This is a genomic window from Galactobacillus timonensis, from assembly GCF_900240265.1.
Taxonomy (GTDB): domain Bacteria; phylum Bacillota_I; class Bacilli_A; order Erysipelotrichales; family Erysipelotrichaceae; genus Bulleidia; species Bulleidia timonensis.
Genome location: NZ_LT964739.1, coordinates 1,377,605 through 1,401,339 on the forward strand (window position 1 = coordinate 1,377,605; position 23,735 = coordinate 1,401,339).

26 protein-coding genes and 1 tRNA gene are annotated in these 23,735 nt (G+C 47.2%); 17 read left to right on the plus strand and 10 right to left on the minus strand.

All coding sequences use genetic code 11. From position 1 onward, the window contains the following. Nucleotides 1–123: 123 nt before the first annotated feature. Complete coding sequence (locus C1714_RS06475; protein ID WP_102341306.1) at nt 124–666, minus strand: hypothetical protein; 543 nt, start codon at nt 664–666, stop codon at nt 124–126. Nucleotides 667–1,160: 494 nt separating this feature from the next. Here C1714_RS06475 and C1714_RS06480 point away from each other — a divergent pair, with 494 nt between their 5' ends. From C1714_RS06480 to C1714_RS06530, 11 genes are all read left to right on the plus strand, one after another. After that, nucleotides 1,161–1,781, plus strand: a complete 621-nt coding sequence (locus C1714_RS06480; RefSeq protein WP_135567902.1) for a thioredoxin family protein — start codon at nt 1,161–1,163, stop codon at nt 1,779–1,781. A 63-nt stretch (nt 1,782–1,844) separates the two neighbouring features. Further along, a complete protein-coding gene (locus C1714_RS06485; protein ID WP_102342417.1) occupies nt 1,845–2,774 on the plus strand; it encodes an SPFH domain-containing protein in 930 nt (309 codons plus the stop codon). A gap of 15 nt (nt 2,775–2,789) precedes the next feature. Next, nucleotides 2,790–3,104 (plus strand): hypothetical protein, encoded by a 315-nt coding sequence (locus C1714_RS06490; RefSeq protein WP_210115266.1) that lies wholly within the window; start codon nt 2,790–2,792, stop codon nt 3,102–3,104. Nucleotides 3,105–3,162: 58 nt separating this feature from the next. Then, a complete protein-coding gene (locus C1714_RS06495) occupies nt 3,163–3,984 on the plus strand; it encodes an HAD family hydrolase (RefSeq protein WP_102342419.1) in 822 nt (273 codons plus the stop codon). Between the two features lie 14 nt (nt 3,985–3,998). Continuing rightward, nucleotides 3,999–4,073, plus strand: a tRNA-Gln gene (locus tag C1714_RS06500). A 112-nt stretch (nt 4,074–4,185) separates the two neighbouring features. Next, nucleotides 4,186–4,533 (plus strand): hypothetical protein, encoded by a 348-nt coding sequence (locus C1714_RS06505; RefSeq protein WP_135567903.1) that lies wholly within the window; start codon nt 4,186–4,188, stop codon nt 4,531–4,533. A gap of 299 nt (nt 4,534–4,832) precedes the next feature. Further along, a complete protein-coding gene (locus C1714_RS06510) occupies nt 4,833–6,023 on the plus strand; it encodes a replication initiator protein A (RefSeq protein WP_167849953.1) in 1,191 nt (396 codons plus the stop codon). Between the two features lie 82 nt (nt 6,024–6,105). Beyond that, nucleotides 6,106–6,867 carry a ParA family protein gene (locus C1714_RS06515; RefSeq protein ID WP_102342422.1) on the plus strand — a complete coding sequence of 254 codons (762 nt, stop codon included), beginning with the start codon at nt 6,106–6,108 and terminating at the stop codon, nt 6,865–6,867. Between the two features lies 1 nt (nt 6,868). Next, on the plus strand, nt 6,869–7,678 hold the full coding sequence (locus tag C1714_RS06520) for a ParB N-terminal domain-containing protein (RefSeq protein WP_102342423.1): 810 nt from the start codon (nt 6,869–6,871) through the stop codon (nt 7,676–7,678). A gap of 64 nt (nt 7,679–7,742) precedes the next feature. Next, nucleotides 7,743–8,126: a hypothetical protein gene (locus C1714_RS06525; protein WP_102342424.1), complete on the plus strand. Its 384-nt coding sequence runs from the start codon at nt 7,743–7,745 to the stop codon at nt 8,124–8,126. Then, entirely contained in the window at nt 8,123–8,704 is a 582-nt protein-coding gene (locus tag C1714_RS06530) for a hypothetical protein (protein WP_102342425.1), read from the plus strand. Before C1714_RS06525 ends, C1714_RS06530 begins: the two co-directional genes overlap by 4 nt. A 490-nt stretch (nt 8,705–9,194) precedes the next feature. Here the strand turns inward: C1714_RS06530 and C1714_RS14000 are convergent, their stop codons facing one another. The 5 genes from C1714_RS14000 to C1714_RS06550 all read right to left on the minus strand — a co-directional run bounded on the left by C1714_RS14000 (nt 9,195) and on the right by C1714_RS06550 (nt 13,574). Beyond that, nucleotides 9,195–9,365: a hypothetical protein gene (locus tag C1714_RS14000; protein WP_167849954.1), complete on the minus strand. Its 171-nt coding sequence runs from the start codon at nt 9,363–9,365 to the stop codon at nt 9,195–9,197. Next, nucleotides 9,331–10,170, minus strand: a complete 840-nt coding sequence (locus tag C1714_RS06535) for an ExeA family protein (RefSeq protein WP_167849955.1) — start codon at nt 10,168–10,170, stop codon at nt 9,331–9,333. Before C1714_RS06535 ends, C1714_RS14000 begins: the two co-directional genes overlap by 35 nt. Then, nucleotides 10,163–11,770 carry an ISL3 family transposase gene (locus tag C1714_RS06540; RefSeq protein ID WP_102342427.1) on the minus strand — a complete coding sequence of 536 codons (1,608 nt, stop codon included), beginning with the start codon at nt 11,768–11,770 and terminating at the stop codon, nt 10,163–10,165. Before C1714_RS06540 ends, C1714_RS06535 begins: the two co-directional genes overlap by 8 nt. Before the next feature lie 164 nt (nt 11,771–11,934). Further along, nucleotides 11,935–12,519 (minus strand): hypothetical protein, encoded by a 585-nt coding sequence (locus tag C1714_RS06545; protein ID WP_102342428.1) that lies wholly within the window; start codon nt 12,517–12,519, stop codon nt 11,935–11,937. Between the two features lie 329 nt (nt 12,520–12,848). Next, on the minus strand, nt 12,849–13,574 hold the full coding sequence (locus C1714_RS06550; RefSeq protein WP_167849956.1) for a GntR family transcriptional regulator: 726 nt from the start codon (nt 13,572–13,574) through the stop codon (nt 12,849–12,851). A 252-nt stretch (nt 13,575–13,826) separates the two neighbouring features. On the opposite strand from C1714_RS06550, the gene C1714_RS06555 reads away from it, so the two are divergent. Genes C1714_RS06555 through C1714_RS06575 form a run of 5 tightly spaced genes read left to right on the plus strand, consistent with a single transcriptional unit; the run spans nt 13,827 to nt 17,429 of the window. Further along, complete coding sequence (locus tag C1714_RS06555; protein ID WP_102342430.1) at nt 13,827–14,285, plus strand: PTS sugar transporter subunit IIA; 459 nt, start codon at nt 13,827–13,829, stop codon at nt 14,283–14,285. An 11-nt stretch (nt 14,286–14,296) separates the two neighbouring features. Then, entirely contained in the window at nt 14,297–14,761 is a 465-nt protein-coding gene (locus tag C1714_RS06560) for a PTS sugar transporter subunit IIB (RefSeq protein WP_102342431.1), read from the plus strand. A gap of 13 nt (nt 14,762–14,774) precedes the next feature. Continuing rightward, a complete protein-coding gene (locus C1714_RS06565; protein ID WP_245305068.1) occupies nt 14,775–15,548 on the plus strand; it encodes a PTS mannose/fructose/sorbose/N-acetylgalactosamine transporter subunit IIC in 774 nt (257 codons plus the stop codon). After that, entirely contained in the window at nt 15,538–16,356 is an 819-nt protein-coding gene (locus C1714_RS06570; RefSeq protein WP_102343167.1) for a PTS system mannose/fructose/sorbose family transporter subunit IID, read from the plus strand. Before C1714_RS06565 ends, C1714_RS06570 begins: the two co-directional genes overlap by 11 nt. An 11-nt stretch (nt 16,357–16,367) precedes the next feature. Further along, entirely contained in the window at nt 16,368–17,429 is a 1,062-nt protein-coding gene (locus C1714_RS06575) for an SIS domain-containing protein (RefSeq protein WP_167849957.1), read from the plus strand. A 558-nt stretch (nt 17,430–17,987) separates the two neighbouring features. Here the strand turns inward: C1714_RS06575 and C1714_RS14005 are convergent. From C1714_RS14005 to C1714_RS06590, 4 genes are all read right to left on the minus strand, one after another. Beyond that, a complete protein-coding gene (locus C1714_RS14005) occupies nt 17,988–18,158 on the minus strand; it encodes a hypothetical protein (protein WP_167849954.1) in 171 nt (56 codons plus the stop codon). Next, entirely contained in the window at nt 18,124–18,963 is an 840-nt protein-coding gene (locus tag C1714_RS06580; protein ID WP_167849955.1) for an ExeA family protein, read from the minus strand. Before C1714_RS06580 ends, C1714_RS14005 begins: the two co-directional genes overlap by 35 nt. Next, nucleotides 18,956–20,563 (minus strand): ISL3 family transposase, encoded by a 1,608-nt coding sequence (locus tag C1714_RS06585; protein ID WP_102342427.1) that lies wholly within the window; start codon nt 20,561–20,563, stop codon nt 18,956–18,958. Before C1714_RS06585 ends, C1714_RS06580 begins: the two co-directional genes overlap by 8 nt. A 164-nt stretch (nt 20,564–20,727) precedes the next feature. Then, nucleotides 20,728–21,312 carry a hypothetical protein gene (locus tag C1714_RS06590; protein ID WP_102342428.1) on the minus strand — a complete coding sequence of 195 codons (585 nt, stop codon included), beginning with the start codon at nt 21,310–21,312 and terminating at the stop codon, nt 20,728–20,730. Nucleotides 21,313–21,764: 452 nt separating this feature from the next. On the opposite strand from C1714_RS06590, the gene C1714_RS06595 reads away from it, so the two are divergent. Next, a complete protein-coding gene (locus tag C1714_RS06595; protein WP_102342434.1) occupies nt 21,765–22,697 on the plus strand; it encodes an immunoglobulin-like domain-containing protein in 933 nt (310 codons plus the stop codon). Nucleotides 22,698–23,735 lie beyond the last annotated feature (1,038 nt).

Here is a 23,735-nt window from a genome sequence, read left to right on the forward strand (position 1 = left end):
GCTTTTCTTCAAAATGATGAGGTGAAACGTTCCTTCGTTCGGTATTGATCGGCTTTCATCCCTTCTGCCCTCAGAATAGGAACGCAGAGGCTTCTTTGATATTCCTGCTGTGAGAAAAAGAGGTCATGTGAAAACGAGCTGGCAGCGCAGCTTTCTGTTCTGCAGGAACTGCCTGCCAAGCAGGGTAATACAATTCGTGGTTATATCCGTATTGAGGTAAATGCGCCTGGTATTGAGAATACTCTGCCAGTACCGGTTGAACTTCCAGCGGATCAGCCGTACAGCGTCATAGTCAAAGGAATTACCGCTTTCTTCAACGGTAAAGGAACGATCCCCGCATGAAGTAAGAACAGCGGTAAAATCGTCCGCGGTGCGGCTGCTGTAGGGGATCATGAAAGACAGCAGAACTGCATCTGCAGACGAGCCTTTCCGGTAAACACGCTTAATGATCAGTGGCACAGTATGATCAAGAATGGTAAATCTTCTGCTGTACTTTGCGTAATACAGATAGCCATTATTCACAATCAGTTCGGAAACCGACTGATCATAAAAGACCTGAACAGCTCTTGTAATGATTTCCTGTGTGGAAGAATCGTTTGAGGAATGAATCAGGCGATTCTTAACAAACTCCACGAGCTTGTGCAAATGACAATGAATCATGATCATCAGACAGGTCTATAATGGAGTCGCTGGCATATGCTGGACTGCGAAGGGTTTGGGGATGCCAGCTTTTATTATTGCCAGGAGCTCAACATTCCTCCTTTACCTGAAGGATAGTCTTTTTCATCCAATTCGAACAATACCTGTACAAAAAAAGCAAACCCCAGAGTCTTAAACTTTCACAGACATACATAAAAGATGGCAACCCCATCACCTTGAAATGCAGGTCACCATCCCCTCAAATTTTTAAATATCCAAAAAATTTCCGGAGGCACGCCTCCGGATTTTTTTTCGGCAGATGATGAATCCCTCTATCATGGCCTTCCTGTACCTTCATGTTTCAAATTGTGTCTCAGATGTAACAAATGGTCGAAGCAGGAACAGATATGAAGGATACGGCATATAGTGACAAAAGAAAAAAATATAGTATATTTAGGCTGCCTGGAGCACTGACATTCCGGATTTTCGTTTTCTAAATATCTATGAAAGGCAGAACTAACGTGAAGAAGATATTCGGTTCAATACTAACAGTATTCTTATTGCTGCTGAGTGGATGCGGTGGCGAAGCGGCAGAGAATAGCGCTGTGGAAGCCGAAGTTCCCTCTTTGCCGCCAACGGCATTTGCTCCTGTTGTACTGGCTGAAGGTACTCCCAATCCTTCATTTGTTGAAATTTCACTGGAAGAGTCTGCCGTATTTATTGAACAGGACGGGACCGGAATTCTGTATTACGGAAGAGAAGGCTGTCCCTTCTGCAAGCTGGCGCTTCCGATCATAACCAAAGCTGCTGAAGATGAAGGGGTTCTTATCTATTACATCGATGCGGGACGGTCAACGATTGATAATGATGATTCCGTCACGCTTAACAGCGGGGAAGGAATGAAGATATACCAGCGTCTGTTCAACCTGCTGGTGAGCACGTTCGACATCCGGAACGAAGCAGGAGAGCCCACATTTTCGATTCCTCTTGTCGCAGGAATTAAGAATGGAGAGATTGTCGGACATCGCGTCGGACTTCCCGACAGTTTTAAAATGGTCGATGAATCAAGCAGGCTGAGCGACAGCGAATACAACGCCATGTATCAATCGTATGTTGATATTATTTCTGCGGTTGAAAACTGAGCTTTCCAGGAAAAGCGGGGGACAGCTGTTCTCTGCTATACTTGGTTTAGGAGGATTCATTTTATGCTTGGATGGTTGATTCTTATTGCCGTTATCATCATTATTCTTGGCCTGAGCATCCGCATTGTTCCGCAGGGGAGTGCGTATGTCGTGGAGCGTCTTGGCCGCTATCAGGCAACCTGGAACTCGGGTCCGCATCTGCTGGTTCCGTTCATTGATACGGTACGCCGCCGTGTTCTGGTGAAGGAACAGGTCGCTGACTTTGCGCCGCAGCCGGTGATTACCAAGGATAATGTCACGATGCAGATTGATTCGGTTGTGTACTTTAAGGTCATTGATCCGGAACTGTATGCCTATGGCGTCGAGAATCCGATTATGGCCATGGAAAATCTGACGGCGACTACGCTGCGTAACATTATCGGTGACATGGAACTGGATGAGACACTGACTTCGCGTGAAAGAATCAACGGAATCATGCTGTCGACAGTGGATGCGGCAACGGATCCGTGGGGCATTCGCTGCACACGTGTCGAAGTAAAGTCGATCACGCCGCCGGCTGCGATCCGCGATGCGATGGAAAAGCAGATGAAGGCGGAACGTGAGAAGCGTGCAGCCATTCTGACGGCAGAAGGTCAGAAACAGTCGATGATTCTTACGGCGGAAGGTAAGAAGGAAAGTGCGGTTCTGAACGCCGAAGCTGAGAAGCAGGCAACGATTCTTGCGGCAGAAGCACGCAAGGAAGCCGAGATCCGTGAAGCTGAAGGTAAGGCGGAAGCGATCCGTCAGGTGCAGCAGGCAACAGCCGATGGCATCAAAATGATCAAAGATGCCGGAGCGGATGAGACCGTGATTCGTCTTCGTTCTCTGGAGGCACTTGAAAAGGTTGGCGATGGCAATGCGACCAAGATCATTGTGCCTTCCGATATTGCCAATCTGACCGGGACACTGACGGCCCTCAAGGAATCCGTCAGCGATCAGCCGGCGCAGAACTAAGCCGATATTATGAACATGGGTTTCGGTGTATTTTTCACCTTCATCGTCATTTTCCTGGTCCTGATTGTTATCTCCTCGGCGGCCAACGCGGCGAAACGTAATGGTGCGGGGAAAAATACAAATATGCGCCGGACGGTATCGAGCGATGGACATGCTGTTCCGCGTCGTGAAGATCTGACCTGCGACACAAATGAGGGTCATCATCATCCTGAGGAATCGGCAATGGCTAAGGAATTCGGCCCCCGCTATATCGTTCACGATGAGCCGGAAGAGGGTTATGTAATTCTCAACGGCGTGAAGCGCAAGCTGACGGACTGCAGTAAATACTGAGGACAGAGGAAGAAATTCTTCTGTCCTTTTTTCATCCCATTGAAGATAATGGACAGGCATGAAGAAGAAATACATCTTTCTTGACTACGATCAGACACTGTTTTCGCACCATACCTTTACGATGCCGGAGTCAACGTATCATGCTCTGGCAGCGGCGAAGGCAAACGGGCATCATCTGATTCTCGATACGGGCCGCGTGTACCATACGGCGCGTCCCGAACATCAGGAGCTCTTTGACAGCATCCTTTTTTCAAACGGTGTGGGACTGATCAAGAATCATGCGATCGTTTTTGCCCACTTTTTTGCGGCGGCGGATATTGCGCGTCTCATTCATATCATGATTCCGGCAGGTGCGGGTCTTTCGCTGCATGGCATCGATGCGTCCTGGAACGATCCGATCGCTCTTGCGGCATGGGGCATTGATCCACCGGATCCGGTGCGTCTGTTCTTTCCGGCAGACCATATGCGCCGGCTGGATGAGTACAAAGGAGAACCCATCAATAAGATCGATTTCTTCTATACGCCGAATACAGACCGGAAACTGGCAGAAACGGCACTTGGCAAAGACTGGGAAATTGCCCGCATCGTATCGGCGGCGGGGGCGGAAGCACTTGGCGGCGAAGTGACGCTGCCGGGGATTACCAAGGGAAGCGGCCTGATTGAATATCTGCAGAAGGAAGGCATTGCGCAGGGGGATTCGATTGCGGTCGGAGACTCGGCCAATGACATTCCGATGCTCAGGGCGGCAGGTATTGGCGTCGCCATGGGCAATGCGTCGGTAGCAGTGAAGAAGGCGGCGGACTATGTGACTTCCGGGATCGAGGAAGATGGAATTTACCGTGCCTTTGAGCACCTTGGACTGATTGGAGATATGCGGTAGAATAATACCGCTGTTGGGACATAGCCAAGCGGTAAGGCAGGGGACTTTGACTCCCCAATGCGCGAGTTCGAACCTCGCTGTCCCAGCCAAATTTTCACAACTAGGTCATTATGCAGATAAAACTACCTGCGTAATGGCCTTTTTTCGTCATTACGTTGGTTTGTGTAGAAGGTTCGTTTTCCAGAAAAGGAGGTGATGCGGGTGACGGCAAAGAATCGTACGTCACGAAAAAATCCAAAACCAACGGCCAAAAGTAGCTCGTGTGATCTTGCATATGTGAACACAGCCACAAGGAAGGTTCTGAAAGAAATAGTTGGAGATGAACCCCTTAATACCTTTGGGAAACGAATGAGTTTTTCTTACGAAAACTTAAGGAGGGTAGTTAATAACCCTGACAAGTCTTGTAATCCAACTGTCTTGTTCCTGACTGATTTTGCGGGAGCGACGGGCCGTTCTGTTGAAGAGGTGTTCCAAAGAATCGGGAAAGAAATCGATGAGGAAAAGGAACGCCAAAGGAAGGAGAAGGAAGAAACTGAGAAGAATACATAAGAAAGCAAAAAAAAGAGGATGATTGCTCATCCAGGTAATGCTCTATGGTCCCCGACGGATTATTAGATCATTGCTTCCAAACGGGAGAAGTTCTGAGGGTGTTGGCGCACCGCATCAGTTTCTGATCCGAATGGTCCTGGGATTCAAACCTTCAAAAAAGAATGGCCAAATCCAAGGTGTTTTAAGCGCGGCCTTTTGGCTCTGCTTACGTAATGAAATTTATCACGCATCACAAATGTTTTCAACCCTACAGTAGTTCACAAATTTTTGGGACGAAACGTCCCATCTTGGAGAAATCTATGACAAACACGTATTTCAGCCGTTCGGATGCAGAAACACTCAGCTTCTTTAAGCTTCCGAAAGCACTGTTTACCGAAGAAAAATATATTCCCATGTCCGCAGAAGCCAAGGTTCTCTATGCCTTCCTGCTGGATCGTCTCTCTCTGTCTCTTGCCAATGAATGGTTCGACAAAAATGGAAATGCTTTCATTATCTACACATTGAAGGAAATCCAGGAAGCGTTCCATATTTCAAGGCCAAGCGCCATCAAGCGTCTTGATGAGCTGGAAGCTGCGGATCTTCTGAGACGCAGCCAGAGCGGAATTGGCAGGGCATCCAAAATTTACCTGAAGAAGCTTGTGATTGAACCGAAGGAAGAAGACACCGATCCGTCTGATGATACCGAAGAATCCGGTCCAGAAGATGAGAAAACTGCCCGTGTAAAAAATTTTGACACGGACGAAAATGACGCTCCTGAGGCCGAAAATGCCGTGTTAAATAACTTTACACGCCGTGTAAAAAAATTTGACACTATCAAGACTGATATTAGTAAGACTGATTATTCTAAGGAATCTATCTATCTATCCGAAAACGCAGAACCGATGGATGGAGCGATCCTCCAGGAATCCGAGTCTTCCGAAGATACTCCTTCCGCTTTCGCAACTGTTCAGGAACAGCCCGCTGATTACAACACCTACTACACCAGACAATTCAACATCGACAAGCTGATGAACAAACCGGAACACGCTTCCGATAAGCCATTACTTCAGGAAATTGTCCGCTTATGCGCAGATATGACTTCTGCCTGTGACAGATCCGCATCCGTGACCATCGGCAAACGCAACTACTCCAGCCAGGAGGCCAGGGAACGTTTCATGCGGCTGTCCGGTGATGACATCGAATATTTCCTGGACTGCTTCAGCAGCGTACGTACAGATGTCCACAACCCCAAGGCATATATTCTCACATCCCTCTACAATGCGCCGGAAACAATCGAAACCTATAGGTTCCGTAAGCGTCGGCGGCGGACAGAAGTGCTGCCAGCGTACTACTACGAGAAAGATAAGCCCATTGCGACACCATCGGACGAGGATTCAAAACCAGTGGATCGTAAGGCTTTGGCTGAAGAATTGTCGAGGATGGACGAGGAAGAAGCTCCGGTAGACAGGGTAGCACTCTTAGCAGAAATGAGAGCAGCGGCGCAGGCATAAAGCATCAATACTCGCCGTGGGGCGAAACGCCCCCGCACAGGAAAAACAATTTGGGGACGAAACGTCCCGGAAAGGAAAACCCATGATCAGATCAATTCTCAACGTCAAAGGCGGCGTAGGCAAAACAACAACTTCCATTCAGCTTGCAGCGGGATTTGCAAAATCCGGACGCAAGACACTTCTCATCGATGCTGACGGACAGGCGAATGCGACTGCTTCACTGCTTCCGAATTACGATCCGACGGATCCGTGCATTGTCGAAGCCTTGAAGGGCCTGACGCCGATTGAGAACTGCATTTATCCGTCCAATACGGAAAACCTTTATGTTCTTCCGGCACGGCTGGATCTGTTCTCGACGATCTACGAATTGCAGAGTACGACGGTTTCCGGGTTCCCGCAGCTGATCCTGAAGAAGATCCTGAAGCCTTTAGACTTTGAAGAAATTTTCATCGACAACAATCCTTCCATCAACCTCATGAGTATCAATTCCGTTCTTTCTGCACGGCAGATCATCATTCCGACAAACATTGATGCGGGCGGAATTGCCGGAGTGAAGGCTACATGGGATCACTGCCGGAATGTAATCGGCAGCCTTGACCGTGAGGAGCCGTTAGACATCCGGATTCTGATCACGATGATCAACCGCAACAACACGGACAGAGACATCATTGAGCAGCTGCGAAACGCTTACGGCAATCGCGTATTCACATCCCAAATCCGTTACCAGAGCGCGCCAGTAAAGCGGGCAACATTCTCAAACCGTCTTCTGATTGACGATCCGAAAAACGGGGTTGCGGAAGACTACAGGACTTTGATCAACGAAGTAATTGCGGAGGAAAACTGACATGACAACGAAAACACCCACGTTCAACATTTCCAGCATTATCGGCAACACGAAGGATGAAGCACTGGATCTGAATGCAAACCGCATCTTCCTGGTGGAACTGACGGATATTCAGCGCAATCCGGAGAATCCGTATGACTGCAACGAGATCGAGGAACTTGCCGAGAACATTGAGGATCAGGGCCTGATTTCACCACTGACTGCCTATGAAGACCCCAATGACGGCATTGTGCTTCTCTCCGGTCACCGCCGCAAGATGGCGCTGGAACTGCTCAATTCCCAAGGCAGAACCTACCGATTCCAGGGCAAGGACATCACAGGAAAGGCACCTGTTCTCTACACGCAGAAGCCGCTGACCTCACCGATGGAAATGCTGAACATCATTTCGGCAAATGCACAGCGGGACATGACGAATGACGAGAAGAACAACGTGATTCTGAAATGCCAGGCAGCAATCCATACGCTGATTCTTCAGGGCAAGATCACGAAGGAGAAGGGACAGAGGGAACGGCAGCTGATTGCCAGTTATACAGGTATTTCAGAACACTACATCAAAGATTTCTTCACGGAAAAGAACCGTAACGAGAAAGCAACGTTCGTTGACGATGATCCGCAGAAGGAGGCAAAAGACAAGCGGTCCCAGGAGATTACGGAGGAACAGAAGATATTCCGGAAACACAAGAAGACAGCTGAAACCTATCTCGACTGCCTGATCAAGACGAGATACAAGAGTCTGGATCCGGAACAGGTCGATGAGCTGAAGGCGATCTGGAAGCAGATCAACGAGGCCGTTAGCAAGCTGGAATGGTGAGTTCAGGGGGAATCATCCCCCCTGAAGAACCACCGAACAAAAGCACCAAAGGAGGGAGAGAACGATGGGAGCGAGAGAGCGACTTGATAAGATCCGGAAAGAACTATCCGACGGATTTGATAAGTATAACCGTGAAAATGATTTTGACGATCCTTCCTGGAGACGCGCTGTTCAAAACGGCTTGCTTGTCTTGAAAACCGACATTAAGGAGGATGAGCGGCGGCATCGGACCAATGAAGAAATTGCGAACGATTTTGTCCTGCACTATCTGCGGAATGCGCCGGAGGAAGTTCTTGAAGCGATCCATTCTATTTGCGCAGCGAAGGATTACAGCCTTGAAGCCTTCAAAGCTGATTGCCGCGCAGGGACGGTGCCGGACAGCATTCTGAGAATTGTCGTGTTGGCCCTGCCGACGCTTATTGACGATGAGAAAGGAGAGAATACATGAGACGCTGGGACAACATCATTACAGCTCCAATGACACAGTATGAACGCTTCTACTGCATGGTTCGGATGCTGAATGACCTGAATGATGATTATGGCGGAGACTTGATGATTCCGGACGAAAACGGGGTGATTTACATCAATAAGGAAGCAGACAACGGGAGAGCCACAACAGGCTTCTCCCGCTCCATCATAGCCGTTTCCAATGATCCGCATCATCAGCGCAATCGGATCAATGAAGAAGATCATCAGCACTATAACGATATACGGCTTGCAGAGCTTACCATGGATACGCATTTCAATCGTCTTAGCAGGAATGAACGACTAATTATGATTTCAAAACACATCCGGCTGAAAGGGAAAGAGAAGCTGCCAAATGTGAAACTATCAAAATCCCAGTACTTTTATGTTCAGCGGTTTGCTGAATTCCATCTGATCGTTGAATGGGGCCTGAATATCTTTGATAAAGGCGGGGCTCTTAGAGGCTATGCAGTGGAAAATGAAGATGATGCCTTCTTCTTTGAAAAGAAGATTACGAGTGATAAGGAACAGCTTGGCGAACCCCGAAGAATCCGGCGATAGGAATTCTGGGGGCGAAACGCCCCCAAATAAATGAAAGGAAATACAGGATGATTAAGGTAATGTTCAGACAAATTGGATATTCAGTTGCAGATATCCGGGATAACCGGGTTACTCTTGTTGATCTAAACAGGGTGCTCCAAAAATACGTATGGTCGGCTCTGATGCGCTCCAAGATTACTGGAGGTCAGGCCGACCATATTTTTGTGCGGAGCTTCTGAAGTCAGGCTGAATGCCTGCGGGCTCTGCAGATGTTACAGCACCGTCAGTTTTTCGTGCAGACAAGCTTCAGCGACAGCTGCAGGCATCCGGTTTCTCTGATATTTCTGATCTCGTCGATGGTATAGCCGGCACTGTNCAGGGTGCTCCAAAAATACGTATGGTCGGCTCTGATGCGCTCCAAGATTACTGGAGGTCAGGCCGACCATATTTTTGTGCGGAGCTTCTGAAGTCAGGCTGAATGCCTGCGGGCTCTGCAGATGTTACAGCACCGTCAGTTTTTCGTGCAGACAAGCTTCAGCGACAGCTGCAGGCATCCGGTTTCTCTGATATTTCTGATCTCGTCGATGGTATAGCCGGCACTGTACAGCGCTGCTTCAAGGTTCCGGCATTCTTTTCTCAGCTTCTCTTCATTCGCTGAGCAGGTTTCTGTCTTCTGTTTCATTTCTGTTCATGCAAAGCATCTCGTGCTGTTCGATATAGTGAATGGTGTTTCCGTCAATGGTATTCATATTGTTCTGTGCCGCATACATCAGGGCCGTTGTACAGATGCGGTTGATTCTCCGCATTCTTCCTCCGGTGTTGTTCTGAATGGCCTGATAAGCGTCCTCTGTAAACAGACTGCGCGTGCATCCGCAGCACTGAAGGCAATGCCTGATATATTCCTGTGTCTCGTTCAGGTTCAGCGGGTGAAGCGTGCAGCCGATCTGGAAGCGGTCCTCAATCGCATGATACTCATTCACGTCTGTCATCTTCTTCCAGAGTTTCGGCTGTCCGCACAGAACCATTGACAGATAGCTTTCTGAATCATAGGCCTCGTTCAGCAGGTACTGTGCTTCATGAAGAAGATTGATACGGAGCACATGCGCCTCATCAATGACCAGGCATACCTTCTTTCCTTCTCTGTGAAGGTGGGCAAGCTGTGATTTGGCCAGCTCCCTGGCATCGACACGGTAATAGCCGATATCAATTCCCATCTGCCTGAGAATGTCACAGTACAGCTTGCGGGTGTTTGTATTCAGCCCGTTGACATAGATGAAGAGCACATCTTCATTTTCTTTATACAGGCGCCTCAGCAGCGTCGTCTTTCCGCATCCTGGTTCACTGACCAGAATCATGAACTCATTGCCGGCAATGCCTGCCCGCAGCCTTTCCGCCATTTCCTTCAGCTCCGCTGATTCGTACATCTCACTGACCGGTACGTTCCTGGAAAACGGTTCTCCGGTCATTCCGAAATAGTCTTTATACATGTTTTCCTCCATCGTGGCTGTAGGAGACCGCATTCGATACCGGCACTTCTTCTCTGCTTTCAGCAGGCACCGGCTTGTTTTCCTTCTTCTTACCGATGGCATTCTCTGTCAGCGCCTTGTTGTATTCTTCGATCTCCTCCCGCCGTTTCTCTGCCGCCTGCAGGTATTGTTCTCTGCGCTTCTGATCACTGCGCCGTGCAGCTTCCATCGATGTGATGCGTTCGTCTGTGTCCGGCATAAGGATATACAGTCCGCGGTTGCGGAATCTTTCCCAGTTCGTATAGCCGCACGATGCTTTCTTGAGCAGTCCGTTTCTCCGTTCCAGCGGACCGGTTGTCGGACGGACGCCCTGAGTGCTGACCTCACCTGTAGCGGGGTCTATTTCATAACAGGCATCCACAATATCAAACGAATTGAGAATCTCGTTCCGCCAGCTGGTCAGCGTCACGCCGAAGCTGTTCATTTCGGGAACGGATGAATTCCTGAATTTCCTGATCAGTTCCGGGAACTGTTTCTCTGCTGTCTTTCTTGTATTTTCTTCATAGAACCTGATCAGTGATTCCTTCAGCTCCCAGGCTTCTTTCAGCTCGGGACTGAGAGAAAGAAGCTTTTCTCTGATCTGGTAGTAGTTCAATGTCTCCTTCAGTACGCTGTTGTATTTTCCCGGGGCGTTGGTCGCAAACAGAAGATGGCCGGCATCGTCAGTTTCATCATCACGCCGCCACAATACCCAGTTCCATGTCTTGTACAGATAGTAATCCGGGTTCTTTCCGTGTCCATCCGGGTTGCGGCGGGGACAGTTCTTCATCAGACGCCGCCTTACTCTGTCTGCCTGGTCATTGATTTCTTTTGAAATGTGGAATCGATCCACCGCGTGACAGGCATGTCTGAGGAAGGTTCTGCTTGCCCAGCGATAGTCTTCCCACATGTCTGAGCATACAAGCTTCACGTTGTCCCGTTCTGCCTGCGGGATAGATTCAAAGAAGCTCCGCAGGCATCTCTTCTGACGTGAAGGAAGAAGATCCACCGGTGTCTTTCCGGTGAAGTCATACAGTACACAGACATACTTGGAGTCCAGTTCCTTATGCCTGAAACTGTATACCTCATCAATATCAAGGTATTCAGGAAGCTTCTGACGGGGAATGTTCACGTGTGTGTCGAAGATCGATGCCGCACTGGTCGGTGAGATATGGTTTCTTTCCGCTGTCGATGTGAATGTCACGGCAGGATCTTTCAGATCTTCCAGTACGTTATTGACTGTCAGAACTGATATCTTCTGCTTTTTGAACGTAAGCGGATTTTTCTCGTAGTATGTATGACCGCAGCACCGGCATTCATACCGCCTTGCATGATAGATGACAATGCATTCTCTGCCGGAGAGCGCCGAGTGCCGGATCCTTTTCGTCACGTATTTGTTTACCTTTGGCGGCGGATCCTTACATCCGCAGGACGGGCAGGGCTCATACCTTGGGATCAGTGTCAGTTCAACGAAGAGTGTTTCTCCTTTCTCTCTGACATTGATGTCTTCTACATCTTCCGCTTCCAGCTGGAACACAGCACACAGACTTCTCTGCTTCTCATCAAGCTGTTCAATTTTCATACAGTCTTCCCATGCCGAAACAGACCGGATTGTCCGGTCCTGTGATAAAGCGTTCCTTTTCCATGCCTGAAGCGGCTGTTCCGCTGTGAATTGCGCAGGTTTGCATAAGATTCGTCTCCTTACGCATCGAAAATACTTCACACCAGCGGAATATTCAGTCTGAGTTATGTTGCAATGTTCTCGTAAAGCAGTACCTTCAGGCGGCTGTTCTGGAAAAATTGACGTGAGAAATTCTGTACAAAAGCGGTGCAGACTTCGAACCTGTCGCTTCTTACTGTCAGATCAAGAGTCTTCAGTTTCTTCCGCTCTTCTTCCATCTTCCTTTTCAGCCACTGAAACCATGAGCAGTCTCTGTCACAGAGATCCGGGTTTTCCTCGGGTTTGTGCTTCTCAGCGGCTTCCATCACATCAAGAAAGAAATCCGCTGTATTCTCCAGATACGGAACGGCATTCCGGAACAGTATGGCATGTGTCTCATACCCGCCGTCCGGTTTCCTTCGCCCGACTCTCTGGACACGCAGTAGCGCTCTGCCCTGGCCTTTAATGAACACCCAGCGGAAATAGGAGCCCCACATTCTCCATCCTGCAGGCAGGGTGACCGCCTCAAGCATCATTTCATACGCAAGCTGTATGACATGATCCGGATTCCACTCTTCCGGATCGCCTTTCTGCTTTTTCCATTTTCTCTTTCTGTTTTTTCTGATGATCAGCTCAGCAGGCTTGAAAGAAAGCCCTTTGCCAAGTACCATTGATATTGCCTTTCTAGGTGGCTGTAAACAGACTTGTGGAAGAGGGTGTTTACAGTCTTTTATTTATTCACGGAACAAGAAAAACACAGGTACGGTTTCCCGTCAACCGGTGAACAGCCGGTTTATCACTTTCGGGAAGAGAACCTGTGTTTTATGTTTGCGCTGCCATGGGCTGTCCTGCTGAACAAACCATATTTTCATTTTGAAGCGTTTCAGCTCAGCAGAAGTACATCACCATACGTTGCCGGGGAGGACACCCTCGATCATATGTAAACGGGGATATTCCAGAAATATTTCGGCTGAATTCAAAATATCCACAGGAGAATGAGTCACGGCTCGCTTACATAAGTTTCATTTGTATAGGAATACATCGTCCCATTGTAAAAGGTCTGTGTGTATTCATAAGGAATTTCTTCACCGTTTTTGCGCAGAAACATAATACTTGCATTGCAAAGCAATGCTGTGTTATTGATCCGAAGCAGCTGCTTTTGTTTTTCCGTGGGATTGACAGCTGATAGTGTTGTCAGCATTCTTATGGGAGTGATGCCGATGGAATCAAGATAATTCTGAAATGATGCATTCAAAGAGTTGATATCTATTGCAGGCACAAGCTTGGCTGAGATATAGGAATAACTCATGGCAATAGGCTTATTATCTCCTGTCCGAAGACGTTCGAAAAAGTGTATCATGTCATTATCATGAACCCGAAGTTTAGCCGCAATTTCCGGGACTTCGGCAGCGGATACAATCCTGTACTGGATCAGGGACGATCCAGCACGTAGACCGATAGATGCCATATCCTCTGTAAAGCTTGATATAGACCGAGTTGACTTAGTAATAGAGGGCCTTGTGACAAAGCTGCCCTTTCCCGGAATCTGCTGGATCAGTCCCTGATTGCTCAGGTTTTCCAATGCTTTGCTGACAGTCATCCTTGAAAAATGAAATGTGTCGCACAGTTCATTCTCGGTAGGTATCTGATCACCTACCTGCAGTTCACCGTTAGTAATTTTCTTGACAATATAATCTTCTATCTTTTGATATTTAGCTAATTTCATACGAATAATATATATAAAAATGTATACAAAATCAATTAATGAATAGCCATTTATATGAAACTGACTGTTTTTTTTTTTTAGCCGGTACACGTAATAAATCATGACTTTCCGTATTTATGCCGTTTTTCTTCGCTGAAAATAGTTTTAAGGACATTCGACAAGGAAAATAATACCCGTATTTGACTTGCCTACAGCAATTTTTGTAAAAATATTATGCTAGCTATTGACATTTAACTAGTCAAATATTAAATTATGACTAGTCATATAAAAGCCGGCAAATATGAGGAAAGAGAGATGGGAATGATCAGGATAGTACTTGCGTCTCACGGGAAACTTGCAGACGGTATGAAGGACTCGGTTGGAATTATTGCGGGAAGCACAGAACGGATACAGACGCTCTGCGCATATACAGAAGGGGCATCTTCTGTAGATGTACTGATTGACAGACTTTTCTCCTCCGCAGATCCAGGGGATACGTACGTAGTGATTACAGATGTTCTTGGAGGCTCAGTAAATACCGAATTTGCAAAGAAACAGAGACAGTATGGGTATAGTCTTGTATTCGGCATGAATCTGGCATTGGTTCTGGAAATTCTGCAGATTAACGATGCTGAAGATATCCAGGCCCGACTTTCAGAAATAGTCGAAAACAATAAAAATTTCATCGGCTGCTTTGTACAGTCAGCTGAGGAAGAAACAGAGGACTTTTGAGGAAAATCATTATGATTCTAATGATGAGAGTGGATTACCGCCTTCTTCACGGGCAGATCGTATATAGCTGGGTAAGACATCTGAATGCTGACTGCATATTGATTGCGAATGATGCGATCGTCAACGACAGTGTCAATAAAATGGCTATGCGGGCTGCCAAACCGGAAGGAACCAAACTGGTAATTAAGGACATTCAGAATTCAATTACAGCAATTAACAGCGGAGTTACAGATAAGTACCGATTATTTGTGATCGTAGGGTGCGTTGCCGATGCATATAAACTTGCAAAGGCATGCCCTGCAATTAAAAAAATCAATCTGGGCAATGTTATCGGACAGCCTGATTACCGTCAGATCAACAAGACATTCAGTGTTTCAGGTGAAGAAGAAGGAATGCTGAATGAACTTCTTGACGCAGGGGATGAGATCTTTGCCCAAAGCGTACCATCGATGAAACAAACGGATTACACAAAATAAAGAGGAAAAGATAATGAAAATTGCATTGTTACTTGGCCTGATGACATTTCTGATTTATGTCATCGAAAATGCCGGCGGAAGAAACTTCATCTCACAGCCGATTATGGTCGGCATGGTTACAGGCATTGTCCTTGGAGACGTAAAAGCAGGCGTTATGATCGGCGGGACGCTTGAACTTGCTTTCCTAGGCGCAACATCCATCGGCGCAGTCATTCCTCCGGATGCCATGACAGGAACGATTCTCGGCACAGCATTTGCAATTAAGTCCGGAGCTTCCGCAGAGAGCGCTCTGGTTCTGGCACTGCCGATTTCATCACTGGCACTGATTCTGAAAAACTTCTATTACGGTTATGTAGTTTCTCTGTTTGAGAGAAAAGCAGACAAGTATGCGGCAGAAGGAAGTACTGCAGGAATCGAAAGAGTTCACTGGATGACAGGATTCGGCATGGCACTGATGCTGTCTCTTGTTGTGACGATATCCTACGCTGTAGGATCCGATGCAGTCAGCAGTTTCCTGAACTCAATCCCTTCATTCATAACAACCGGAATGAACATCGCCATTGGCTTGATCCCTGCAATTGGATTCAGCCTGCTGGCAAAGACAATGCTGACGAAGGCCAACTGGTATTACTTCCTGTGTGGATTTGCAATGGTTGCTTATCTGAATATGCCGATTCTTGGTGTCGCAATATTTGGCTTGATTCTTGCCATGATCGTTTGTCAGACTGCAGCCAGAAATTCCGCTGCTGAAGTAAACAAAGAGGGAGATGAAGAAGATGACTTCTGAAAATACAGCTGTGACTCGTAAGGATCTTGACCGCACAATGTGGAGATCCTGCGGATGCTCCTTTTCCTGGGGATATGAAAAGCAGGGAAATATCGCGTTTGCATATGCAATGATACCAGTACTTAAGAAGCTGTATCCAGACAAGGAAAAAATGAAGGCGGCGCTGCAGAGACATCTTGCATTCTACAACGTCACCAATCAGTGCATGACTCTGAATCTTGGCATTGCTGCGGCAATGGAAGAAGAAGCTGCCAAAAATAAGGATTTCGATATTTCTGCAATCAACAAAACAAAAATTGCACTGATGGGCCCGATATCCGGCATTGGCGATTCTATCTTCTGGGGCATTCTGAAAATCATCGCTACGGCTATCGGAACAACGTTTGCGGTACAGGGCAACATTCTTGGCCCGATTCTGTTCTTCCTGATCTATAACATTCCGGCATTCGCCGTCAGAATAGGCTTGATGAATGCCGGCTATAAGATGGGAACGTCATTCCTTTCCGATGTCCAGTCAAACGGCCGCCTCGCAAAATTACTGGAAGGAGCAACCATCCTCGGATTGGTTGTTGTAGGTGCAATGTCCGCAAGCCTTGTGAATCTGAATATCGTCGCTTCATTCTCTGATGGTGCCAACACAATGACCATTTCAGACCTGCTTAATCAGATCATGCCGTGCCTTGCATCCCTGCTAGTCTTCGTTGCCACATACTACGGCATTGTCAAAAAGAATATTTCGCCAATCGTCATGATTGTTATTATGACAGTTGTCGGCATCGTCGGTGCATACTTTGGAATTCTTGGTTAATGGTGGACAGAATGGGAACAATAGAAGAGAATGTCCGTGAAACCTCAGTCTATCTGGATAAGATCTTGGCAGGCAGAAAGGAACTGTTCAGGGAAGCGGTCAAGAAGCCATACACACATATCATTATTACCGGCAGCGGATCCAGTTACTTTGCTTCACTTTCTGCAGCGGATTACATGCAGAAATATATGCAGATTCCGGTCACAGCCCTGTATCCATATCAGCTGGAAGAAATGATTCCTGCAGATCCTGCCGGAACATTGTTGATCGGTGTTTCCCAGAGCGGAACAAGTCTGAGCACAGCACGCGTCATGGAAGAGGGAAAGAAAAAAGGCTGTCTGACGGCATCCATGTCAGGTGTTGATGATTCGGGGACCATCATCAATAAATATGCGGATTATATCCTGACTGTAAACTGCGGAGAAGAGGCTGACCTGCAGTCAAAGACCAAAGGCGTTATCTGTACAACAGCCAATCTGATGCTCTTTGCGCTGGAGTGGGCTGCTGCACACGAAAAGGTATCAAAAGCAGAATATGAAAATGCTGTAAATGCATATAAAGATACTGTCGAGAACATGCATGTGATTATTGATGATGCAGCACAGTGGATCGAAGTCCACGGGTCAGTATTTGCAAATTCACAGGATATCAAGCTTGTCGGGACGCCGAATCTGGCAGGCGTTGTCGGCGAAGGAAGCCTTAAGCTGAGTGAAACACTCCGCTGCCCGGTTTTTGGTGGAGTGTTTGAGGAATTCATCCACGGGTACTATAATGCGGTAAATACAGGAACGCTTCTTGTTCTGATTGATGACGGAACAGAAAAGAAGATGCCTGTATTCGCTGACGTACTTTCCGAGTATGCCGGTAATGTCGTTGTAGAGGGTGCAGATGTCACTGGTGCTCTAGATTTCAAGGTGAGAACCAAAGGACATCGGGATTACGAGATGTTTGAGTACATGCTTTGGATTTATATGATCTGCTACAGAGTTGCATGTATGAAAGGAGTCGATATTTCTCAGCCCCTGGATCCATTGTTCCATGCGAAGCTTGGAAGCAAGATATTACGGTCTTGATCAGAACAGAAGTCATATTCTTTCATCCCTGATTTAGGAAACATCTTTCAACTCATAGTTTTATTCGCCCGTTTCCTTAGTGAAGCGGGCTTTTTAGCATTCTGTGAATTCGGATACGATTCTGTTCTTCTCAGCAGGTATGAAGAAACAGCAACCTGTTATAATTGTTGATAGAAAGTAACTGCATCGTGGATGAGGGCACACAGATGAGAACGAATTTTGACTTTCTGAAAAAGGAAAAGCTGTTTGACAGTTTTTCTGACGTTGCAGCCAATGCGGCATAGTCATATTCCATATCACCGGATCAGATATAGTCTTACGATCACTGGACAGGAGAATCTGCAGACAAGGATAAAACATGAGATAAGTACGATATAACGGTTGTACTTATTTTATGGATATGGTTGGAGTTTAACCTCAAAGAAGGGTGCTCCAAAAATACGTATGGTCGGCTCTGATGCGCTCCAAGATTACTGGAGGTCAGGCCGACCATATTTTTGTGCGGAGCTTCTGAAGTCAGGCTGAATGCCTGCGGGCTCTGCAGATGTTACAGCACCGTCAGTTTTTCGTGCAGACAAGCTTCAGCGACAGCTGCAGGCATCCGGTTTCTCTGATATTTCTGATCTCGTCGATGGTATAGCCGGCACTGTACAGCGCTGCTTCAAGGTTCCGGCATTCTTTTCTCAGCTTCTCTTCATTCGCTGAGCAGGTTTCTGTCTTCTGTTTCATTTCTGTTCATGCAAAGCATCTCGTGCTGTTCGATATAGTGAATGGTGTTTCCGTCAATGGTATTCATATTGTTCTGTGCCGCATACATCAGGGCCGTTGTACAGATGCGGTTGATTCTCCGCATTCTTCCTCCGGTGTTGTTCTGAATGGCCTGATAAGCGTCCTCTGTAAACAGACTGCGCGTGCATCCGCAGCACTGAAGGCAATGCCTGATATATTCCTGTGTCTCGTTCAGGTTCAGCGGGTGAAGCGTGCAGCCGATCTGGAAGCGGTCCTCAATCGCATGATACTCATTCACGTCTGTCATCTTCTTCCAGAGTTTCGGCTGTCCGCACAGAACCATTGACAGATAGCTTTCTGAATCATAGGCCTCGTTCAGCAGGTACTGTGCTTCATGAAGAAGATTGATACGGAGCACATGCGCCTCATCAATGACCAGGCATACCTTCTTTCCTTCTCTGTGAAGGTGGGCAAGCTGTGATTTGGCCAGCTCCCTGGCATCGACACGGTAATAGCCGATATCAATTCCCATCTGCCTGAGAATGTCACAGTACAGCTTGCGGGTGTTTGTATTCAGCCCGTTGACATAGATGAAGAGCACATCTTCATTTTCTTTATACAGGCGCCTCAGCAGCGTCGTCTTTCCGCATCCTGGTTCACTGACCAGAATCATGAACTCATTGCCGGCAATGCCTGCCCGCAGCCTTTCCGCCATTTCCTTCAGCTCCGCTGATTCGTACATCTCACTGACCGGTACGTTCCTGGAAAACGGTTCTCCGGTCATTCCGAAATAGTCTTTATACATGTTTTCCTCCATCGTGGCTGTAGGAGACCGCATTCGATACCGGCACTTCTTCTCTGCTTTCAGCAGGCACCGGCTTGTTTTCCTTCTTCTTACCGATGGCATTCTCTGTCAGCGCCTTGTTGTATTCTTCGATCTCCTCCCGCCGTTTCTCTGCCGCCTGCAGGTATTGTTCTCTGCGCTTCTGATCACTGCGCCGTGCAGCTTCCATCGATGTGATGCGTTCGTCTGTGTCCGGCATAAGGATATACAGTCCGCGGTTGCGGAATCTTTCCCAGTTCGTATAGCCGCACGATGCTTTCTTGAGCAGTCCGTTTCTCCGTTCCAGCGGACCGGTTGTCGGACGGACGCCCTGAGTGCTGACCTCACCTGTAGCGGGGTCTATTTCATAACAGGCATCCACAATATCAAACGAATTGAGAATCTCGTTCCGCCAGCTGGTCAGCGTCACGCCGAAGCTGTTCATTTCGGGAACGGATGAATTCCTGAATTTCCTGATCAGTTCCGGGAACTGTTTCTCTGCTGTCTTTCTTGTATTTTCTTCATAGAACCTGATCAGTGATTCCTTCAGCTCCCAGGCTTCTTTCAGCTCGGGACTGAGAGAAAGAAGCTTTTCTCTGATCTGGTAGTAGTTCAATGTCTCCTTCAGTACGCTGTTGTATTTTCCCGGGGCGTTGGTCGCAAACAGAAGATGGCCGGCATCGTCAGTTTCATCATCACGCCGCCACAATACCCAGTTCCATGTCTTGTACAGATAGTAATCCGGGTTCTTTCCGTGTCCATCCGGGTTGCGGCGGGGACAGTTCTTCATCAGACGCCGCCTTACTCTGTCTGCCTGGTCATTGATTTCTTTTGAAATGTGGAATCGATCCACCGCGTGACAGGCATGTCTGAGGAAGGTTCTGCTTGCCCAGCGATAGTCTTCCCACATGTCTGAGCATACAAGCTTCACGTTGTCCCGTTCTGCCTGCGGGATAGATTCAAAGAAGCTCCGCAGGCATCTCTTCTGACGTGAAGGAAGAAGATCCACCGGTGTCTTTCCGGTGAAGTCATACAGTACACAGACATACTTGGAGTCCAGTTCCTTATGCCTGAAACTGTATACCTCATCAATATCAAGGTATTCAGGAAGCTTCTGACGGGGAATGTTCACGTGTGTGTCGAAGATCGATGCCGCACTGGTCGGTGAGATATGGTTTCTTTCCGCTGTCGATGTGAATGTCACGGCAGGATCTTTCAGATCTTCCAGTACGTTATTGACTGTCAGAACTGATATCTTCTGCTTTTTGAACGTAAGCGGATTTTTCTCGTAGTATGTATGACCGCAGCACCGGCATTCATACCGCCTTGCATGATAGATGACAATGCATTCTCTGCCGGAGAGCGCCGAGTGCCGGATCCTTTTCGTCACGTATTTGTTTACCTTTGGCGGCGGATCCTTACATCCGCAGGACGGGCAGGGCTCATACCTTGGGATCAGTGTCAGTTCAACGAAGAGTGTTTCTCCTTTCTCTCTGACATTGATGTCTTCTACATCTTCCGCTTCCAGCTGGAACACAGCACACAGACTTCTCTGCTTCTCATCAAGCTGTTCAATTTTCATACAGTCTTCCCATGCCGAAACAGACCGGATTGTCCGGTCCTGTGATAAAGCGTTCCTTTTCCATGCCTGAAGCGGCTGTTCCGCTGTGAATTGCGCAGGTTTGCATAAGATTCGTCTCCTTACGCATCGAAAATACTTCACACCAGCGGAATATTCAGTCTGAGTTATGTTGCAATGTTCTCGTAAAGCAGTACCTTCAGGCGGCTGTTCTGGAAAAATTGACGTGAGAAATTCTGTACAAAAGCGGTGCAGACTTCGAACCTGTCGCTTCTTACTGTCAGATCAAGAGTCTTCAGTTTCTTCCGCTCTTCTTCCATCTTCCTTTTCAGCCACTGAAACCATGAGCAGTCTCTGTCACAGAGATCCGGGTTTTCCTCGGGTTTGTGCTTCTCAGCGGCTTCCATCACATCAAGAAAGAAATCCGCTGTATTCTCCAGATACGGAACGGCATTCCGGAACAGTATGGCATGTGTCTCATACCCGCCGTCCGGTTTCCTTCGCCCGACTCTCTGGACACGCAGTAGCGCTCTGCCCTGGCCTTTAATGAACACCCAGCGGAAATAGGAGCCCCACATTCTCCATCCCGCAGGCAGGGTGACCGCCTCAAGCATCATTTCATACGCAAGCTGTATGACATGATCCGGATTCCACTCTTCCGGATCGCCTTTCTGCTTTTTCCATTTTCTCTTTCTGTTTTTTCTGATGATCAGCTCAGCAGGCTTGAAAGAAAGCCCTTTGCCAAGTACCATTGATATTGCCTTTCTAGGTGGCTGTAAACAGACTTGTGGAAGAGGGTGTTTACAGTCTTTTATTTATTCACGGAACAAGAAAAACACAGGTACGGTTTCCCGTCAACCGGTGAACAGCCGGTTTATCACTTTCGGGAAGAGAACCTGTGTTTTATGTTTGCGCTGCCATGGGCTGTCCTGCTGAACAAACCATATTTCATTTTGAAGCGTTTCAGCTCAGCAGAAGTACATCACCATACGTTGCCGGGGAGGACACCCTCGACCATATGTAAACGGGGATATTCCTAAACAGTAACGATGTAATTTATCTTACTATTGATCAATTCATGAATGAGTGCGACTCTATTGATTCATGGCGGGATATTTATTTTCCGAAATCACTTGAATCGATATAATTTGTTTATAAACACATTTATTGACTACATTGCTGGCAAAACAGATTGGAGGCCATTATGAATAAGAAGAAAGTCATTATTATTACTTCCATTGCAGTCTGCGCCGCTGCCGGAATCGGCGGATACGAATACTGGAAATATGAGGACGCAAAGAAACGTGCTACTGCATACCAGACCGCTAAGGATTCTCTGGTTCTTGAACTTGCGGTGGATCCTACGATTGAATACGGGGATACCATTGAGGATCCGGAAGCACTGGCAATGTCTTATGTTACGGATTCGTCTGGAAATGTTACGGTCACAAATGCAGATAAGCTTGATTCCAGTAAGCTTGGCTCCGTTGATCTGACCTATACCGTTTCGGCAACAGATACTTATGGTGTTGAAGTGTTGGAGTCAAAGGACCTGACTGTTACAGTTAAGGATACAAAGGCACCGGAAATCACACTGGAGTCCGATTCTGTTAGCATCCAGGAAGGCAGCGACTTCGATCCGCTGGCGAATGTGACAGAGGTCAAAGATCCGGTGGATGGAGATCTTGATAAGGCCACATTAACCGTTGATAATCCTGTTGATACAGCGGCTCCGGGCGATTACACGGTATCTCTTTCCGCTGCAGATGAATCCGGTAATACAACCGATGTTTCGTATGCTGTTACGGTTACACCGAAGCCCGTTGCAAAGAAAACAACGACAACCGCATCTTCAAACAATACTTCAAGTGGATCGACGGCTTATGCCGCTGCCGATTCTGGTTCTGAATCCAGCTATACGCAGCAACCAGCAGCAAGTGATTCCGGAACAGATGTAGCGGTAAACGATTCTTCTTCTAATTCCTCTGGCGGGGATTGGAGATACACAATTTCCAACGATATTATTGGACAATCTAAAGCTGTATATGATGAGGGTATGGAACATTATGGAGAAGGCACTTCATGGGGGGCTGGAATTATGCCGGATGGATCTGCTGATTGGTGGCAAGAATATTGATTTATACTTTACTAATTTACTAATGGTGAAAAATTTATACATTTAGCACAACAAAAATATATTCTTGTAGTTTTAATCAAAATACCTCTTCTCGACCGGAGTTAGAAAGGGTATGATGTTTATGCTGTTAGAAGTGTAGATGAGAAGCGTTCCGACAAGACGGAGCGCTTTTTTTCTGCACTTTTTTTCTTTCCCGGGGCGAAACGCCCCGGACTTTTTGGAGGGATATATGAGAAAGGAAAATGGCTTCATCCGACCGTTTGCAGCTGTCCTTGCATTTCTGATGATGGTTTCATCGGTGAATGCAGAGGATCCTGCCCCTGTACCTGAAGAGACTCCTACAACGGAGGTTTCCGGATCCCGGGATTCTGCAAACAGTGAAACATCTTCAACTGCTTCCGAGTTGCCGGAGCCTTCTGAAGAAACAAGTTTACCGACTGATCAAGAAGGAAAATACAGTTCGGAACAACCTTCCGATGCTTTTTCATCTGATGAAAAAAGTGGAGAAGATACTTCATATACATCTTCTTTAATTGATTGGGATCAGGCATTACAGACCATTAACTCTGGAAACGTATATCGCACTGATACCATGATTATGGGCACAATTAATCAGGTTGCTTCTTTACTTACACAAAGCAGCTCTTCCGCAACTGGTATTCGACGAGCGCCTAGACGTGCACCAGCGCAGCTTGATACTGGAGGTGAAAACTCAGTTTATTCAACATATACAGTTAATGGAACTGAACGATGGTCCAGCCCAATGTCTTTGCAAGGCCATCCGGCATATTGCATTGAGCCAGGTGTAAATACAGGTATTAATTACGAATCTGAGCTTGCATTTGATACTTTTGACAGCGTAACGGCTCATCTGGTTGAAAGAATTATGTGGTATGGTTACGGTCATCCTTTAACTGGTACTGATCCTCTTGATTATGAAGCAACCCAATTACTTGTATGGAAATACACTGTACCTGAAAAATTCAGTGAGATCTGGGCAACGTATACACTTTGTCCTACTTTTCCATCAACTGTTTC